At 66.0% G+C, this 16,934-nt stretch carries 14 protein-coding genes; 3 read left to right on the top strand and 11 right to left on the bottom strand.

Annotated elements, in window-relative coordinates; genetic code table 11:
- Positions 1 to 8: 8 nt before the first annotated feature.
- From ACYVKQ_RS15055 to ACYVKQ_RS15025, 7 genes are all read right to left on the bottom strand, one after another.
- Positions 9 to 3,014, bottom strand: a complete 3,006-nt coding sequence (locus ACYVKQ_RS15055) for an outer membrane beta-barrel protein (protein WP_460676181.1) — start codon at positions 3,012 to 3,014, stop codon at positions 9 to 11.
- Positions 3,015 to 3,128: 114 nt separating this feature from the next.
- On the bottom strand, positions 3,129 to 3,776 hold the full coding sequence (locus ACYVKQ_RS15050) for an O-methyltransferase (protein ID WP_460676180.1): 648 nt from the start codon (positions 3,774 to 3,776) through the stop codon (positions 3,129 to 3,131).
- Positions 3,777 to 4,044: 268 nt separating this feature from the next.
- The gene (locus tag ACYVKQ_RS15045; protein ID WP_460676179.1) at positions 4,045 to 4,497 is read right to left on the bottom strand and encodes a YDG/SRA domain-containing protein; all 453 of its coding nucleotides are present in this window, start codon (positions 4,495 to 4,497) and stop codon (positions 4,045 to 4,047) included.
- A gap of 6 nt (positions 4,498 to 4,503) precedes the next feature.
- Entirely contained in the window at positions 4,504 to 5,763 is a 1,260-nt protein-coding gene (locus ACYVKQ_RS15040) for a M16 family metallopeptidase (protein WP_460676178.1), read from the bottom strand.
- 374 nt (positions 5,764 to 6,137) lie between these two features.
- The gene (locus ACYVKQ_RS15035; RefSeq protein ID WP_460676177.1) at positions 6,138 to 7,190 is read right to left on the bottom strand and encodes a glycosyltransferase family 9 protein; all 1,053 of its coding nucleotides are present in this window, start codon (positions 7,188 to 7,190) and stop codon (positions 6,138 to 6,140) included.
- Positions 7,191 to 7,240: 50 nt separating this feature from the next.
- Positions 7,241 to 7,408, bottom strand: a complete 168-nt coding sequence (locus tag ACYVKQ_RS15030) for a hypothetical protein (protein ID WP_460676176.1) — start codon at positions 7,406 to 7,408, stop codon at positions 7,241 to 7,243.
- 318 nt (positions 7,409 to 7,726) lie between these two features.
- Positions 7,727 to 8,206: a hypothetical protein gene (locus ACYVKQ_RS15025; RefSeq protein ID WP_460676175.1), complete on the bottom strand. Its 480-nt coding sequence runs from the start codon at positions 8,204 to 8,206 to the stop codon at positions 7,727 to 7,729.
- A 146-nt stretch (positions 8,207 to 8,352) separates the two neighbouring features.
- Here ACYVKQ_RS15025 and ACYVKQ_RS15020 point away from each other — a divergent pair, with 146 nt between their 5' ends.
- Entirely contained in the window at positions 8,353 to 9,645 is a 1,293-nt protein-coding gene (locus ACYVKQ_RS15020; RefSeq protein ID WP_460676174.1) for an aminopeptidase P N-terminal domain-containing protein, read from the top strand.
- 263 nt (positions 9,646 to 9,908) lie between these two features.
- Positions 9,909 to 11,375 carry an OmpA family protein gene (locus tag ACYVKQ_RS15015; protein ID WP_460676173.1) on the top strand — a complete coding sequence of 489 codons (1,467 nt, stop codon included), beginning with the start codon at positions 9,909 to 9,911 and terminating at the stop codon, positions 11,373 to 11,375.
- 330 nt (positions 11,376 to 11,705) lie between these two features.
- Here the strand turns inward: ACYVKQ_RS15015 and ACYVKQ_RS15010 are convergent, their stop codons facing one another.
- The 4 genes from ACYVKQ_RS15010 to ACYVKQ_RS14995 form a co-directional block, all read right to left on the bottom strand.
- Positions 11,706 to 12,266 carry a DUF4252 domain-containing protein gene (locus ACYVKQ_RS15010; protein ID WP_460676172.1) on the bottom strand — a complete coding sequence of 187 codons (561 nt, stop codon included), beginning with the start codon at positions 12,264 to 12,266 and terminating at the stop codon, positions 11,706 to 11,708.
- 69 nt (positions 12,267 to 12,335) lie between these two features.
- Complete coding sequence (locus tag ACYVKQ_RS15005) at positions 12,336 to 13,880, bottom strand: hypothetical protein (RefSeq protein ID WP_460676171.1); 1,545 nt, start codon at positions 13,878 to 13,880, stop codon at positions 12,336 to 12,338.
- A gap of 256 nt (positions 13,881 to 14,136) precedes the next feature.
- On the bottom strand, positions 14,137 to 14,544 hold the full coding sequence (locus ACYVKQ_RS15000) for an EVE domain-containing protein (RefSeq protein WP_460676170.1): 408 nt from the start codon (positions 14,542 to 14,544) through the stop codon (positions 14,137 to 14,139).
- A 92-nt stretch (positions 14,545 to 14,636) separates the two neighbouring features.
- The gene (locus ACYVKQ_RS14995) at positions 14,637 to 15,035 is read right to left on the bottom strand and encodes a hypothetical protein (RefSeq protein ID WP_460676169.1); all 399 of its coding nucleotides are present in this window, start codon (positions 15,033 to 15,035) and stop codon (positions 14,637 to 14,639) included.
- Between the two features lie 110 nt (positions 15,036 to 15,145).
- Between ACYVKQ_RS14995 and polX the strand changes: the two genes are divergently transcribed.
- On the top strand, positions 15,146 to 16,915 hold the full coding sequence (polX, locus tag ACYVKQ_RS14990) for a DNA polymerase/3'-5' exonuclease PolX (RefSeq protein WP_460676168.1): 1,770 nt from the start codon (positions 15,146 to 15,148) through the stop codon (positions 16,913 to 16,915).
- Positions 16,916 to 16,934 lie beyond the last annotated feature (19 nt).

The following is a 16,934-nucleotide window of genomic DNA, read 5'->3' as shown; positions in this document are numbered from 1 at the left end:
CAAATCAGCTAGTAAGGGCCGCCGGGGCCACCCCCCGGAAAGCCGCCGGGAGGCGGGCCGCCCGGGAAACCGCCCGGCCGGCCGCCGGGGAAGTTGCCGCGGTTGTTGGGCTGCTCCAGGTCGGGGGCGCTGCCGCCCCCGCCGAAGTTGCGGATGTTGTAGGTAAACATCAGCATGAAGTAACGGGTGAGGATGTTGGTGCGCACGTCCTCGGTGTAGGCCGCCGTGTTGTTGGGCTGGATGCTGTTGTTCTGCTTGAGCAGGTCGAAGGCGTAGAGCTTGATTTCGCCTTGCTGCTTAGCAAACAGCTTCTTGCCCAGCGAGGCATTCCAGAGCACGAAATTCTGGTTGAATCCCGCCGTCAGACCGGTGTAGGCCACGTGGTTCACGTCCGACTGCAGGGTGACGCCCTTGGTCACGATCCAGCTGAAGCGCAGGCTGGTGTTTTGGCGGAAGTACTGGCGGTTCGAGGCCGGCAGCGCGCTGTTGCGCACGTAGGTCTGGTTGGAGTTCGAGGAGAGCGTGAAGTCCAGGTTCGGGCTGATGTTGCTGCTGAGCACCGCGCCCAGGCTGAAGCTCGGCGTGCGGCTGTAGTTGAGCTGCTGGCCTTCCACGCCGGTAATGGCCACCAGGCCCGGCGTCTGGGCGAAGGTGGCGCCGGCGTTCAGGTTCAGGTTCGACTTGACGAAGGTCAGCGGCACGGTGTAGTTGGCGAAGGAGCGCAGCGTGTACTGCTGGTTCAGGTTCACCGGGCGCGTAATCTGGGCGTTGGCCACGATGGGCACCCCGTTCAGCGTGTCGGGGCGCGTGAGCACGCGGGTGCTGTTGCTGATGTAGTTATCGGTGTACGAGCCGCCGATCAGCGCAAAGAACGAGGTGGACTTCTCCACGTTGGCCGCGGAGTAGCGCACAAACAGGTTGTGGGTGTTTTCCTGGCGCAGGTCGGGGTTGCCGGTCGTGATTTGCAGCGGGTTGGCGTTGTTGACCACCTCCTGCAGCTGGTTGATGCTCGGCGCGTTGGTGCGCATGCGGTAGTTCACGCGCAGGTTCTGCTGGCGCGAGAAGTTGTAGCGCAGCTGGGCCTCGGGCAGGATGTTGAGGAAGTTGCGGCGGGTGCTGGCCACCTGCGGAAATTCCTGCTCGTTGCGCAGCTGCGCGTTCTGCACCGACGCACCCACCGACCACTGCAAGTCCCGGTCGTTGTACCGGTAGCTCAGCCCGCCGGTGTTGGTCAGGTAGCGGCTTTGAAAGACGTTGCTCAGCGGCGCGTTGAACACCGTGTACTCCCCGGTCACGGGGTCGATGTTGCTGGTGCGCTTGTCCGAGTCGTTCGGCGTGTACGACACGGCGTAGGTGGCCTGCAGCTGGCTTTTCAGGCTCAGCGGCTCGGTGTAGTTCACGTTGCCCGTCCAGGCCCAGCCCACCTGGTCGAGGTCCGAAAACTGGTCGGTGCGGCTGGTGCGCGGCAGTGGACCCCGGGTGTAGTCCTCGTTCACCGAATTCAGGTAGTTCTCGGCGTCGCGGTTGTTGTAGCTCATGTTCAGGCCCAGCGAAAAGGTGCGGCCGCGCTTCTGGAAGCGGTGCCGGTACAGCAGCTGCTGGCCGAAGTTGATGCCCATGTTCTCCGCCTGGTAGCGGCTCAGGTTGGTGCTGCGTACCTCCCCGTTGACCTCGCTGTTGTTCTGCGCCCGGTAAGTGGCCCCGTTCAGGTCGTTGTTGCTGGCATTGTTCTGCACCGAGAGGCGCGGCTGCCACAGCAGCGAGTTCAGGGAGTCGAACTTGTGCTCCAGGCGCAGGTTGAAGCGATTGTTGGTGTTGGTGCTCCCCGTCAGCGAGTTTTCGTTGTAGCGCAGAAAGCGCCCGAGCGAGTCCTGGGCCGTGTAGGTGCGGTTGGTGAGGCTGCTAAGGGTGTTGGTGCTGCGGTTGAAGAAGTAGCTGGCCTGTACCTCGGTTTTCTTGCCCCAGGTGTCGGAGAAGTTCAGGCCGACGGCGTTGGTTCGGGAAATGCCGCCGCTCTGGCCCACCAGAAAGTCGCCGACGTTGTTGCCGCCCCCGCCGCCCTGATTGCCTCCCTGGCCGCCCGGCCGCCCGCCGCCGTTGCGGTTGTTGCCCCCGCCGCGGGCCGAGGTGCCCACCACGCCGAGCAGGTCTTCGGTGCCGAAGTTCTGCTCGTTCACGTTGTTCGACTGCGCGATGATGGACATGCGCTGCTTGCCCTTGAACGAGTTCAGGTTGCCGCTGGCCCGGTAGCGGTTCTGGCCGTCGTCGCCGCGGCCGGCGCCCGCCAGCACGCGCCCGAACTGCCCGTTGCGAAATTGTGGCTTGGTGACGATGTTGATGGTTTTCTGCTGGTTACCGTCGTCGAAGCCGGTAAACTGCGCCTGGTCGGAGGCCCGGTCGTACACCTGAATCTTGTCGATGGCCTCGGCCGGCAGGTTCTTGAGCACCGCGTCCGGGTCGTTGCCGAAAAACTCCTTGCCGTCGACGAGGATGCGCTGCACCTGCTCGCCCTGCGCCTGCACCTTGCCGGTGCCCGGGTCCACGGTCACGCCCGGCATCTTGGTGATGAGGTCCTGGGCGTTGGCGTCGGGGTTGGTTTTGAAGGCCCGCGAGTCGTATTGCGCCGTGTCGCCTTTCTGCACGGCAGCGGCGGCGCGCCCGGTCACCTCCACGCCCTTCAGCGTCACGCCGCCGGCCTGCAGGCTGAGGGTGCCCAGGTTCAGCGGCGCCCCGCTCACCGTCACGGCCCGCTTGATGGTCTGGTAGCCCAGAAACGACACCGTCAGCCGGTAGCGGCCCGATTCGGCGCCGGGAATGGTAAAGGAACCGTCGGGCTCCACGGCCGCCCCGGTGCGAACCGAGTCGGCGCTCAGGCGGGTCAGCAGCACGTTGGCCCCGATCAGCGGCGCCTGATCCTTGGCGTCGAGCACCCGGCCGGTCACGGGAAAGGTTTGCGCCACAGCCGGCGCCGCCACGACAACAAGAGGAAATAGTAACCCGAGGGTGTGTTTCATATCGACTAAGCGAAGCCCAACAAGGGCCTTAGACCGGCCGCAAGCCGGGTTGTTTAACCGCCCGTGGTATACGCAGGGCCGTGGGGCGGGGCCGGTGGCGGGTAAAGAATTGATTCAGCTGCATTTGCGCACCACAAATAATCCGTCGCGCAAGGGCAGAAAGACGTTTTCCACCCGCGCGTCCTGCTGCACGAAGTCGTTGAAGTCCCGCACGGCGTGGGCGTCCTTGTCGGCGGGCTTGAGCGGGTAAGAGGGCAGGGCCTTGCCGCTCCACAGCACGTTGTCGATGAGCAGGAAGCCGCCGGAGCGCACCTGCGGCAGCACCAGTTCGTAGTACACGCGGTTGCGGATCTTGTCGGCGTCGATGAACACCAAATCCCAGGTTTCGGCCAGCGCCGGAATGATCTGCTCCGCGTCGCCGATGTGCAGGTGCACGCGGCCCTGCAGGCCGGCCTGTTGCACGTAGCGCTCCACCCGGCCGCGCAGCTCAGGGTTTTGCTCCACGGTGTGCAGCTCCCCGTCGTCGGCTAGGCCCTCGGCCAGGCACAGGGCCGAGTAGCCGGTAAACGTGCCCAGCTCGAGCACCCGCCGCGGGCGCACCATGTGGCTGAGCAAACTCAGCAGGCGGCCCTGGTAGTGGCCCGAAAGCATGCGGGGCATGAGCGTCTGCAGGTGGGTTTCGCGCACGAGGCGGCCGAGCAGCTCGGGTTCGGGCGAGGTGTGGTCGTCGGCGTATTGCTGAAGCTCGTCGGCGGGGTACATGGGTGCGAGGCAAATGGAATGGTACGGAATACGGCCGCCAGCTGCCACAGGCCCACGTCGGGCTTGGCAGGTGCGGGCCCGCCGGGGCAAGAGCTGGCTAAAGATTCGTTTTGGCAGCAGACCGGCCCTCCTGTGCTGTGCTGCCTGGTGCAAAGGACCGCGAGGCCGGGCAAGCCAAGGGAAAACGGCTAGTGCCGCCACTGCAGATGCTGGCCTAAGGCAGCGAACAGCCGCCTGGCCTGCTGCCGGAAGTTGGCGCCCGGGTATTTCAGGGCAGCAGCGGCCGCAGGCGAAACCGCCACACGCCCACGCCCGATTTGCCCGGGCCGAAATCGTAGCCGACTACCCGGTACAGGCCCTCGTAGCGAAACACCAGCTCCTGGCTCACCTCGTCGGGCACCTTGCGCAGCACGCGCACCGGCTGTCCCGTTTCGTGGCTTTTGATCAGAGCCAGGTTTCGGTCGTTGAGCGGCTGGTCCGACACCTGGTGCCCGGATTTGGCGTCGCGGCCGCCCTGCCCGGTGTAGATGATTTCGTCCTCGGTGAACACGTCATCCTCGTACACCTGCGACAGGACGATGCTCTCCGCCCCGGTGTGCTGCGAGCCGCCGATGCCGGCGCGCACCGGGCGGTGCATGCCGCTCAGGCGCAGCTCCAGCCGCGAGCGAAACGTGTCGCCGGGGCGGTACGAGCCCACGTGGCCGAAAACGGGCGTGGCCACGGGCGGTTAGCGGCCTTGGCTGGCGCCTATCTCCGATTCCGGCACGTACTGCAGCGTGCTCAGGTGGTCTTCGCCAAATACTTCGTGGGCCAGCTCCTGCAGCTGCGGCGCCGTCACGGCCCGAATCTGCTCGAAGATTTCGTTCAGCGACTCCACGCGGCCCAGATCCAGGGTGCTCTTGCCCAGCAGCTGCATCATGCCCCCGTTGCTTTCCTCGGCCATGGCCAGCTGGCCCATCAGCTGCTCCTTGGCAATGTGGAGCTGCGTGGTGGTCAGCGGCTTGTCGCGCAGCAGGCGTAGCTCCTTGAGCACCAGCTGGGTGGTGCGCTCCAGGCGGCGCTTCTCGGTGGCGAAGTAAATGCCGAACAGCCCCGTGTCGGTGTAGGGCGCGTAGTTGGCGTCGATGCTGTACACGAAGCCGTACTTCTCGCGCACGGCCAAGTTCAGGCGCGAGTTCATGCCCGGGCCCCCCAGGATGTTGGTGAGCATGAAGAAGGGCAAGCGGCGCGCATCCGTCAGGGCGTAGGCTGGGCAGCCGATCAGGCTGTGGGCCTGGGTGATGGGGCGCGTTTCGGTGTGCTGCTTGGGGGTGTACGCCCCGAACGGCTGCCGCGCCCGCGCCCCGAGCTGGGCGGGCAGCGGGGCCAAGTACTTGTCGGCGAGGCGCTTCACCTGGGCGAAGGACAGGTTGCTCACCGAGCTGAACACCAGCTGATCGGTGCGCAGGTTTTCCTGCAGAAAGCGGAAGAAATCGGCCTGCTGGAAGCCCGACACGCTTTCCCGCGTGCCCAGGATGTTGTGGCCCAAGGCGTGCTCCCCGAACACGACGCCATCGAAATCGTCGATGATGGCGTCCTCGGGGGCGTCCACGTACATGGACATCTCCTCCAGAATTACGCCGCGCTCCTTCTCGATTTCCTTGGCCGGAAACACGGAGTGGAAGGTCAGGTCGGTCAACAGCTCGAAGGCGCGCTCGAAGTGCGTGCTGAGCAGCGAGGCGTAAAAACAGATTTTCTCCTTGGTGGTGTAAGCGTTCAGCTCGCCGCCCACCGACTCCAGCCGGTTCAGGATGTGGATGGAGCGGCGCTTCTCGGTGCCCTTGAAGGCCATGTGCTCCCAGAAGTGCGCCAGCCCGTACTGCTCGGGGCGCTCATCGCGCGAGCCGATGTCGAGCAGAAAGCCGCAATGGGCCACTTTCGTGTGCGGAACCTGCTTGTGCAGGAGGCGAATGCCGTTGGGATATTCGTGAAAATCGTAGTCGAGCATGGGTATAAACGACAACGCAGCGGCGCCCCAGCCGGGGCTGCCAACGCGTTTGGAGTCAGCAGAAAATGCAGTACGCGAGCTGGGCGTTCGGGCCCGCCGCGCAAAGGATGCAAAGATAACCTGCCAGCCCCATCAACGGTTTGATTGGGGCCGCTGTTGAGCCGCGTTGCTCCCGGCCACCACGGCGGGCAGCGCTAAGCAAGCGGCCTTGCCCGACGTGCCGGCCTACCCAGCGGCGCCGCCGATGCCAAGCATCCGCTGGGGCTGGCGCGGCCGTTTATGGTGGGTGCCGGATGGCTCGGCGGGGCCGCCGGGAAAGGAATTCGCTACGCCTCCCTGCGGTAGCCGCGCTTCGCCTGCAGCGACGACCGTGGCTACCGGCTCACCGGTTGCACGGCCCGCTGCTCGGCTTCGGCCAGCGCGGCCAGCAACTGGCTCGTGCGGATGCCGTGGGCACAATGAAAATGCCCCAGTGGGCATTTGCGGTAGCCGTGCAAGCCGCAAGGGCGGCATTCCAACTCCTCCGGCAGCTCCACGATGCGGGCAAACGAGCTGAGCGGCCCAAACCCAAAATACGGCACCGTGGAGCAGAACACCGCGCAGGTGGGCGCATCCACCGCCGAGGCCAGGTGCATGGGCGCCGAGTCGTTGACGAAGTTGAGCACCGCCCCGCGCATTAGGGCCGCCGAGGCCAGCAAGGACAGTTTGCCGCTGAGGTTGACCACGCCCGGCCGCCGGGCTTCCTGCAACAACGCCTCGCACTCAGCCGTGTCGGGCGGGCCACCGAGTAGGAACACCGTATAGTGCGCCGGCAAGGCGAGCAGCAGCTTCACCCACTGCTCGCGCGGAAACTGCTTGGTAAACCACACCGACGTGGGCGCAATGCAGAGGTACGGCCCGCCCGCGGCGGGGCGGGCAGCCTGCTCGGCGGCCGCTTCATCGGCCGGGGAGGGGTAGAGGCGGGGGCGCGTGAGCGGCCCCCCGGGCCGGGGCTCTAACAGGGCAAGATTGCGCCCGACTTCGTGCAGGCCCGGCGCAAAGCCGTGCGGTACGCGGCGGGTAAAGGCCCAGCTCAGCGGGTTTTTATCGAAGCCCACGCGCTCCGCAGCGCCGGAAAAAGCGGTGAGCAGGCCCGTGGAGGCGAAGCGCTGCAGGTTGTATACGCGCCCGTAGCCGGCGGCCCAAATTTCCTGCAGCAGGCGCCAAAGGCCCGCGTATTTGCCCGCTTTCTTATCCCAGATGAGCACCCGGCGCACGTGCGGATGGCCTTGCAGCAGCCCTTCGTTGCCGCGGCGCACCAGCACGTCCACCGGGGTGCGGGGCTCGGTCTGTTGCAGGCGTTCCAGCAGCGCGGTGGCCAGGATAACGTCGCCGATGAAGGCGGTCTGAATCAGCAGAATGGGCGGCGCGTCGGGGGGCTGGGGCATGGGGCAGGCAGGCGGACGGCAAAGATACCGCGCCGGAGGCAGGCTTGGTACTACTCGGCAGCGGCGGGCTCCGTTGGCAGGGCCGGCGTCGCAGCGTTTAACTGCCGCTGCGGGTATTGCATCAGCAAAAAGCAGCCGACGAGTACCGCCAGCAGCACCAGGGAAAACAGGGCCACGACTGCCATATTGCCCTTGCTCAACGACAGCAGAGTCTGCATGATGCTGATTATCAGAGTTCTTGCTGCCCCGCCAGCCTCGGTAATCAGATGGCTAGCCGGTGCAGCCACCGGCCGGACGAGAGCTGCGCGGCGCAGAACGCGGCGCCAGCCAGCCCGGGCGGCCGCAACGCCCCTGTAAGAATTGTGCAAAGTCGCTGGCGCGGCCGCTGCTCGTGGGCGTAGCAACGAGCAACTATTGATTCTACCCTGCCAGCAGTCCGCTGGCCAGCAGAAGGGCGTAGTAAAATGGCCGCCGCGTGGTTGCTGGGGGCGAGGACATAAGCCGGAAGACAAGCAGAAGGACACTGCTGTCCTTGGTCAGCCCGACGTAGCCGGCTCCGAGGCCGAGCGGCCACGCCGCGTCCGGCGCAGTTGCCGGAACGCGACGACGCTGGCGGCCGCGCTGAGCACGAAGCCCAGGGCCAGCAGCGCCGTGCGGGTGGCAGTGGCTTCGTCCAGGGAGCGGAGTAGCCCGAAGACGCCGGCCAGCACCAAGCCGGCCGCCGCCCACAGCAGGCCCGCCAGCCACAAAAGCCAGCGGCCGCGTCGCAGCAAGCTGCCGCCGCAAAAGCAGATGCCGCCGCTGGCCGGCAGCAGCAACACCGCCGCCCGGGTGTAGCGCAGCGTGCCCGCACCGCCTTGGGCCGACAGGTCGGCCTTGCTCAGCCAGTGCACACACCACAGCCAGCCCGCTACGCTCACCACCAGGCCCAACAGGTACAGACTCCAGTGCCCGCGGCGGCTGGCCGGAGCAGCGGCCGGAGCGGGGCCTGAAGGTGGATTGGCAAGCTCGGTCATATGCGTAGGCGGCCGGCGCGGGCAAGGCAAGCCCGCGCCCGGCGGCAAGGTAGACCGCCCAGCGGCAATTGCCATCCACCCAATCCGCCTAACTTGCAGCCCGCGGCCCCGGCGGCCGTGCTTCCCGCGTTTTCCCCATCCGACTTATGCGCTACGGCTCCATCTCCCCGGACCTCTTCATTCACAATCGCCGCAACTTCGAGCGGCAGCTGCTGCCCGGCTCCCTGGCCATCTTTCACGCCAACGACGTGATGCCGACCAACGCCGACGGCACCATGGCCTTTCGCCAGAACAGCGACCTGTTCTACCTTTCCGGCGTGGATCAGGAAGACAGCATCCTCGTCATCTTTCCCGACGCGAAGCTGCCCCAGTACCGCGAAATCCTGTTCCTGAAGGAAACCAGCGAGCATATCCTCGTCTGGGAAGGGTACAAGCTCACCAAGCAGCAGGCCCGTGAGCAGTCCGGCGTGCAAACCATCCTGTGGCTGGATTCCTTTAAGTCGGTGCTGCCCGCGCTCATGAACGAGGCCGAGCACGTGTACCTGAACTCCAACGAGCACATCCGCGCCGTGGTGGAGGTGGAGACCCGCGACGCGCGCTTCGGCAAGCAACTGCGCGAGCAGTACCCGCTGCACGACTACAAGCGTGCCGCGCCCATCATGCACCATTTGCGCGCCATCAAGAGCCAGGAAGAAATCCGGCTGATGCGCAAGGCCTGCGAAATCACTGGCAACGCCTTCCGCCGCCTGCTGGGCTTTGTGCAGCCGGGCGTGATGGAGTACGAAATCGAGGCCGAAATCGTACACGAGTTCATCCGCAGCGGCTCGCGCGGGCCGGCCTACGGCAGCATCATTGCCTCGGGCGAAAACGCCTGCATCCTGCACTACGTGTCGAACGACCGGGAGTGCCAGGACGGCGACGTCATCCTGCTCGACTTCGGCGCGGAGTACGCCAACTACGCCGCCGACCTCTCGCGCAGCATTCCCGTCAACGGCAAGTTCACCAAGCGCCAGCGCGAGGTGTACGACGCGGTGCTGCGCGTGATGCAGTACGCCAAGTCGCAGCTGGTGGCCGGCGGCAACATCGAGGAGTACCACGCCGGCGTCGGGCGCTTCATGGAGCAGCAGCTCATCGGCCTGGGCCTGCTGAGCCAGGGCGACGTCAACAACCAAGACCCAGCGGCTCCCCTTTACAAGAAATACTTCATGCACGGCACCTCGCACTACCTCGGCCTCGACGTGCACGACGTAGGCGCCAAGTACCGCACCTTCGAGCCGGGCATGGTGTACACCGTGGAGCCGGGCATCTACATCCGGGAAGAAGGCCTGGGCATTCGCCTGGAAAACGACGTGGTCATCACCCGCTCGCAGTGCGAAGACCTGATGCACGACATCCCGTTGGAAGCCGACGACATCGAGCGGCTGATGGCCCGCGGCTAAGCGCGGGTTGGGGTTTTTGCGGCCGCGCCGGCCCGGCTTCCCCGCGGGGAAGCCGGGCCGGCTTTTTTGATTTTGACGCGATGGTAGGAGTCTGCGGCCTGACGGATTGATTTTGTGTGCATTAGGTGTGGTGGACGGGGAGAAAAGTGCGATTTAACACAACTAAGCGACTTCGCGGGGGGTATAGGCAGGCATTAAATGTTTGGGGAAGTCCGGGTTGTCGGCCTCCCCAGATAGCTCTTTCTCACCTAAGCGTTTCGTCTATGAAACACCTCGTAACCACCGCTGTCTTGGGTCTGGCGCTGTTGGCGGCCGCCCCGCGTGGACAAGCACAAACCGCCGACAAAAAATGGGGCCTGGGCTTAAACGTCAGCGCCCTGCAGTACAAAGGCAACCTGGGGTCCAACTACTGGAAGCTGGGCGAAAGCCAGTACGCGCCGGGCATCTCCATCAACCGCTACCTCGCGCCCGGCCTCGACCTGGGCCTGCACGGAATCTACGGCGAACTGAAAAGCAACGACCTGGGCAACGGCACGACCCAGTTCTTCCAGACCAACGTGGTAAACGTGAACCTGGGCCTCAAGCTCAAACTCAACAACGGCTGGGCCCTGAAGGAAGACGCCGTGGTGCAGCCTTACCTGCTGGCCGCCCCCGGCTGGACGTACACCTCGCGCGAGGGCCGGTTCAACAACGCCGTCATCGACGAGGACAAGAGCTACTTCGACCTGTTCGGCGCGGCCGGTATCAACTTCCGCCTCGGCGAGACGGTAGGCTTGTTCGTGCAGACCGGCCAGCACTTTCCGCTCAACGCCAACTTCGACGGCAACACGACCCGCGACGAAAACAAGTGGGACGACCGGTTTCTGCAGCACACCGTGGGGCTGAACATCAGCCTGGGCAAGGCCAAGGATACCGACGGCGACCAGGTGCCCGACCGCAAGGACAAGTGCCCCGGCACGCCCACCGGCGTGGCCGTGGATGAAAACGGCTGCCCGCTCGACAAGGACAAGGACGGCGTGGCCGACTACCAGGACCAGTGCCCCGACGAGCCCGGCAAGCCGGAGCTGCAGGGCTGCCCCGACCGCGACAACGACGGCGTGCGCGACTCGGAGGACCAGTGCCCCGACCAGCCCGGCACGGCGGCCATGCGCGGCTGCCCCGATGCCGACGGTGACGGCGTAGCCGACCCGAACGACAAGTGCCCCGACACCCCGCGCGGCACCCAGGTAGACGCCAACGGCTGCCCGCTGGACAGCGACGGTGACGGCGTGCCCGATGCCCAGGACCGCTGCCCGAACACCCCGGCCGGCACCAAAGTCAACGCCATCGGCTGCCCGGAAATCCCGCAGGACATCCGCAAGCTGGAGCAGCCCATCCGCTTCCGCACGAACAGCACGCAGATCCTGCCGAGCTCCTACCCGGCCCTCGACAAGATGGTGCGCGCCCTGGAGCAGCACCCCGAGTACGGCCTGCGCATCGTCGGCCACGCCGATAGCCGCGGCACCGAGGAGTACAACCAGGGCCTCTCGGAGCGCCGCGCCGCCTCGGCCAAGTCGTACTTCACCCGCAAGGGCATCGACCCGAGCCGCATCCCGACGCTGGGCATGGGCGAAACCGCTCCGGCCGCCCCGAACAGCTCCTCGACCAACATGGCCAAGAACCGCCGCGTGGAGTTCCGCTTCGAGTTCTACATTCCCGGCCAGGAAGGCGGCACCACGCCGCAGCCGTAACCAGGACTGGCATCGCGCTAAAAAGCGGCGTCCCGAGCTTCGGGGCGCCGCTTTTTTGTGGGGCTAGTCCGTGCACCGGAGGTGCTGGGCGTCGTCGTATGTACAGCCTTTTCCGGCGCGCCGTCGGGATATCTTCAGCGAATAAGCCTTTAGCCCATAACAGCCGCAGCCAAGAGCGCCGCCTGCTTCGGCAAGCCCGGCACAACGTGCTCTTCCCGTGGTGAACCCCTGCGAATGGCCTGAACAGCCGCGGAAAGCCGGCCGGCTGCTGGCCCTACGCAAAAAGCCCCGGCTACTACAGCAGCCGGGGCTTTTTGCGCGTTGGGAGGCTTACTTGGTGATTTCGCCGCTGATGCCCGGCAGAATCTTCTGCAATTGCTCCACCTGGCTCTGGGTGAAGTCGCCGCTGATGGCCAACATCACAAACGAATCCGGCGCGTCTACTTGGCGGCCGGTGGCCACAATTTCCTTGACCCGGTCGCCGGAGCGGCGTACGGCGTAGCGGTACTGGGCATTGCCGGCGCTGGTATCGGTGGTCGTCAGCGGCTCGTACCGCTCGTTGCGCAGCAGCCCGTCCACTTCGTTGAGCAGGCCGCGTTCGGTCAGGTCGCGGGAGCTGGCCGAGGTGGGCGCGAAGGTGAGGGCCCGGATGCTGCGCACGTTGGTGAGGGCCTGCAGGGCGTCGGCGTCGGAAATGCGGCCCACGCGGGCGAGCAGGATGCGGGTGAGGAAATCGGGCTGGTAGGTAGTAGCCCGGAAGCCGGAGCGGCTTTCGTACTTGCTGAAGAACTCGGCCACGGTGCGGGCCGGTCTTTCGGGGCCGGCGGCGCGGCAGGCTCCCAGCCAGAGCAGCACCAGCAGGGGCCAGAATCGAAGCAGGCGGTAGGTCATAAGTGCGGGAAAAAGCAGGGGTTCAAATGCCCTGCTTACGCGCACCCGCCGCCGGAGGATGTGGCCCCCTTAGTCGAAGGCCACTACGTTGACGAAAAACACCTGCCGGCTGCTGCCGTTGCGCTCGGGTCGCACGCGCTGGTAGCCGTAAGCCAGAAAGCGGCTACCGTACCACGGCAGCAACCCCTGGTGCGACGTGCTCAGGGTTTTCTCCGGTTTGCCCTCGGGGCTGGTCTGGATGGGCACGTGCAGGTCGTTAGGGGAAGGGTTGGTGCGGTCCACGATTTTGTAGCGGATCTGGTCTTCCTCCAGGTACGCCAGCACCAGGCGTTGCCCATCGGGCAGGGGGCGCACGCGCACGGTTTCGGTGAGGGTGTTCTGCTCGGCGTTTTTCAGCACGAAGGTGTTGTCCCACAGCAGGGTGCCGTAGCGGTCGAAGCCGCACACGATGGCGTGGGTGGAGCGGTAGCCCTCAAACGAGCGGCCCAGGCCGCCCGGTCCCCAGCCGTAGGGCTGGCCAAAGCCGCTGCGCCAGCTGTAGGGGCTGCTGCGCCAGCTGTAAGGGCCGCCGCCGGTGCGGTACTGCGGGTAATACACTTCGGCGACCATCACGTACCCGTCCTGGAAGGGCAACATGCGGTGGGTGAGGATGCGGTAACGCAGGCGCAGCTCACGGCCGGCGGCCCGCAGCTGTTGGCTGCGGGCCCGCAGGCGGGCCGCCCGGCGCGGCTTCATGAAGTCAAAGAAGTGCTTGAGCACCGTGAAATCGTAGAAGCGCAGCGGCGGGCGCAAGGCCGGGTCGCCGGGCAGGTTGGAGGCGAAGAGGCCCTGGGAGTACCGCGGGTCGCGCAGGGTGTAGGTGCCGGCCAGCAGGCGTTGGGTGCTGTCGCCGGGGCTGAGCTGGGCCGTGATGAGCCCGCGGCCGCTTTCGGCCTGGATAAAGCGCGAGGCCAGCAGCTGCCCGCGCGCCGACAGCTGCTTCACCTGCAGGCGTGCCAGCAGCCCGTTGGTTTGGCTGACCACGTAGCCCGCCCGCTGGGTGGCCGAATCCGGCAGGAAGGTCAGTTCCGTGGGCACCGACTCGTACACGGCCGGCAGCAGCCGAAATTCCTCTCGCTCCACGTCGATGTGGAGCACCGTGATGTGCTGCTGCACCTGCACCGTGGCAAACAGCTTGCCGTCGAGCACTTCCAGGTCGTAGAGGTCGTCTACGGTTTTGGTGTCGAAGGTGAATCCCTCCACCACGCCGTTGTGCAGATCAAACCGAAATACCTGAAACTTGGAGGCGATGTACTCGGACTGGAACAGGGCGAAGGCGTACGGAACGGCAGCGCAGGCCTGCACCAGCTGGAACTCACGCGGCACCTCCAGCAGCGCCTCGCGCACCTGCGTGAGGCGGCGGTCGAAGTGCTGAAAGCGGTACTGCGGCCGGAAGGAGCCCGAGGGGGTGTTTTCCACCAGCAAAGCCAGGGTGGTATCGGCGAGCGGCAGTACGCGCACGTCGCTGAAGTCGGACTCCAGCTTAAGTTCCAGACGCTGCGGCTGAGTAGGGGTAAGCTGAGCCCGCAGCGCCAAGGGGCAGAGCAACAGCAGCGGGAGGAGAAAACGAATCATAGCGGGCAGGTAGCAGCGGCGCACGCGGCGTCAGCTAAAATACGGCAAATGCCGGGCAAAAGCCGCACGCGCGGGCGGATCTGCCCGGTAGATGAAGCGGACTCCCATTATGCATAACGGGCCACCGTTTTTTTGAGCCGTCCCCACCGATCCGCCGCGACAGGCCAGCCCCGATGGGGCCCGGTGCCCCACAACAGCGCCGGCCGGCCTGCACTGCTGCAAGCCGGCCGGCATGTAGGGCGAAGCGGCGCCGAACTCAGTGGCCCAAAGCCAGCACCACGTCGAATTCCTCGGGCTTGAGCGACATCACCGAAAGGCGTGACTGGCGCAGCAAACCAATCTGCTGCAGGCGCGCATCGGCTTTGATAGCCGCCAGGGGCACGGGGCGCGGCAGGCGCTGGCGCGGGGCCAGGTCCACGGCCACCCAGGGCGAGCCGGGCTCGGCGGTGCGGTCGGGGGCGGCGGGGCGCAGCACCTCGGCCACGCCCACCACTTCCTTATCGGTTACGCTGTGGTACACCAGCACCAAGTCGCCGGGCTGCATCTGGGCGAGGCAGGCGCGGGCCTGGTGGTTGCGCACGCCCGTCCAGTCGGTGTGGCCGTCGCGTTCAAGGTCGGCAAAAGAGTAAGCGGAAGGTTCAGATTTGACGAGCCAGAAGTTCAAAGCAGCAAAGGGGTAACGGGTGACGGGTAGCGCGCCGGTCAGCAAGCCGCGCGGGGCCAAAAATAACGCCTGCGCCGCTACCGAAGCCTCGCCTATTTGCGGCGCACCTTCAGCACGTTGTCGTCCAGCGACACGATTTCCAGCTGGTAGTCCGGGTCTTTCTTGTCGGCCAGCGCGATGCGCACCGTGTGCTCGTCGACCACGCTCCACTGGCCCTTGCGGCCCTCCACGCCATCGGTAGGGGCAATGTCGTACTGCGTGAAGAGGCCGTTTTGCTCGAAGGCAAAGCCCGTGCGCCCCCGCGACGGGGGAAAGTTGTACGTGTTGGGGCGGTACACGTGTACGTCGCCCTGATCCTCTTCGTGGGCGTGCAGCCAGGTACGGGTGAGCAAGTTGAGCTGGGTTTGTTGGGTGGCGGTGGCCGAGTCGGTGCGGCAGGTGCTGGAAAGCAGCAGCACGCACAGGGTCAGGAGCAAGGCAGGGAGTCGCATGGCCCTAACATACGCAAGCGCGGTGGGTTCGGTCCGCCGCCGGCCGGCGGCCCGGCCCCAAACCGGCGTTTTGCGTAGTAGCTTTACCGCCCCACAACCCCCGAACCGCCTTGGACAACCGCGCCCTGATTCGCGCCTTTCGGCTGATGGCTCAGCTGCTGGAGCTGCACGACGAAAACCCCTTCAAAGTGCGCGCCTACGAAGGCGCCGCCGCCGCCATCGACCGCCTCGACTTCCCGCTGGCCGACCTCGACCCGAGCGCCTTCACCACCACGGGCGGCCTCGGCAAAAGCGCCGCGCAGGCCGCGCAAGCGCTGCTGAGCACCGGCACTTTCCCCGAGCTGGTCCGGCTGCAGGAAGCCACGCCGCCCGGCGTGGTCGAGATGCTCGGCATCAAAGGCATCGGCCCGAAGAAAATCCGCACCATCTGGCGGGAGCTGGGCGTGGAGAGCATCGATGCCCTGCGCGAGGCCGCCGAGCAAAACCGCGTCAGCGCCCTGAAGGGATTCGGCGCCAAAACCCAGGATGCCATCCTGGCCGCGCTGGAATTCACGGCCCAAAGCCGGGGCAAGCTGCTCATCAACCAGGCGCAGGCTCTGGGTGCGCAGCTGGTGACGCTGCTGCAACGCGCGCTGCACACCGAACAGGTAGCCGTGGCCGGCGAAGTGCGCCGCGGTCTGCCGGTGGTGGAAACGGTGCGCCTCGTGGCCGCTACCAACCAGCCCTGGCAGGCCCACGAAGCCCTTGGCGCCACCGAGGGCCTCTCGGCGGACGAGGCGGCGTCAGGACCCTTTGCCTGGCGCGGCACGGCCACCGGGTCGGGTGTCAAAATCGAGGTGCAGCTGGCCAAGCCGGAAGACTACGTGACCTGCCTATTTCAGCAAACCGGCGCCGAGGCCCACCTCACCGCCCCGCTCGGCCCAAAGGCTCCCGCGCCCACGCTGCGGCGGTTGGTGCGCGGTACCCGGTTTTTCACCGAGCAGGCCATCTACGAAACCGCCGGCCTGCAGTACGTGGAGCCCGAAATGCGCGAGGGCCAAGGCGAAATCGAGGAGGCAGCCGCGGGCCAGCTGCCCCAGCTGCTGACCGAGGCCGATCTGCGCGGCTCGCTGCACAACCACAGCACCTACTCCGACGGGGCCCACTCCCTGCGCCAGATGGCCGAGTTTCTGCGCGACCACGGCTACCAGTACCTCGGCATCTGCGACCATTCGCGCGCCGCGCACTACGCCGGCGGCCTCAGCATTGAGCGGGTGCGCGAGCAGCACCGCGAAATCGAGCAACTCAACCAGGAGCTGGGACCGTTCCGCATCTTTAAGGGCATCGAATCGGATATTCTGTCCGACGGCTCGCTGGATTACCCCGACGAGGTGCTGGCCGAGTTCGACTTCGTAGTGGCCTCGGTGCACTCGGGCCTGAAAATGGACCAGGAGCGCGCCACCGAGCGTTTGCTGCGCGCCATTGCCAACCCCTACTGCACCATGCTGGGCCACCCCACCGGCCGCCTGCTGCTGCGCCGCGAAGGCTACCCCATCGACTACGAGGCCGTCATCGACGCCTGCGCCGAGCACCAAGTGGTCATCGAAATCAACGCCAACCCCTGGCGTCTCGACATCGACTGGCATTGGGTGCGCCACTGCCTGCAGCGGGGCGTGCGCCTGAGCATCAACCCCGACGCCCACCACACCGACGGCTACGCCGACATGGCCTATGGGGTGCTGCAGGGCCGCAAGGGCGGCCTGACGGCAGCCATGACTCTGAACGCCCTGACCGTGGAGGAGCTGGACGCATACTTCCGGCAGCGGCGCGCGAAAGCCGCGAAATTTGCGGGCGGCTCGGTCAGTAAGAAACCCGTCGACTACGGTCCGCTGTTCGGGTAAGCCCTTGCGTCCGGTCAGC

This window comes from Hymenobacter coalescens, assembly GCF_054783195.1.
This window is presented reverse-complemented; position numbering and strand designations above follow the sequence as displayed.